The sequence below is a fragment of the Pseudomonas sp. BJa5 genome (assembly GCF_030272875.2).
Taxonomy (GTDB): Bacteria; Pseudomonadota; Gammaproteobacteria; order Pseudomonadales; family Pseudomonadaceae; genus Aquipseudomonas.
This window is the reverse complement of sequence record NZ_JALRNG020000141.1, coordinates 1-277: the sequence shown is the minus strand read 5'-3', so window position 1 is coordinate 277 and position 277 is coordinate 1. Positions and strand designations below refer to the sequence as shown.

Below are 277 nucleotides of genomic sequence, written 5' to 3'. Positions count from 1 at the left end.
CCAGTTCGCGGTTGGCGGTTTCGAGCTTTTCCCGGTAACGCTGGTTTTCCAGCACCAGCTAGGCCCTATCCAGTGCCCGGCGCACCGAGTGCTCAAGCACCGCGAGGTCTTCCAGCGGCTTGATCAGATAATCGGCCGCGCCCAGGCGCAACGCTTCCACCGCATCGGTCATCACCCCGGCACCGGACACCACGATCACCGGCAATTCGGGGGCGCGCTCGGTCACCGGGCGAATCAGCTCCAGGCCGCCCATTTGCGGCATGCGCAGATCGCAGAT

The 277-nt window shown here is 65.0% G+C and carries 1 pseudogene; it reads right to left on the bottom strand.

Features of this window, described 5'->3' with window-relative positions:
* Nucleotides 1-61: 61 nt before the first annotated feature.
* Nucleotides 62-277, bottom strand: a pseudogene (locus tag M2D63_RS25755) (response regulator); the annotation flags it as partial.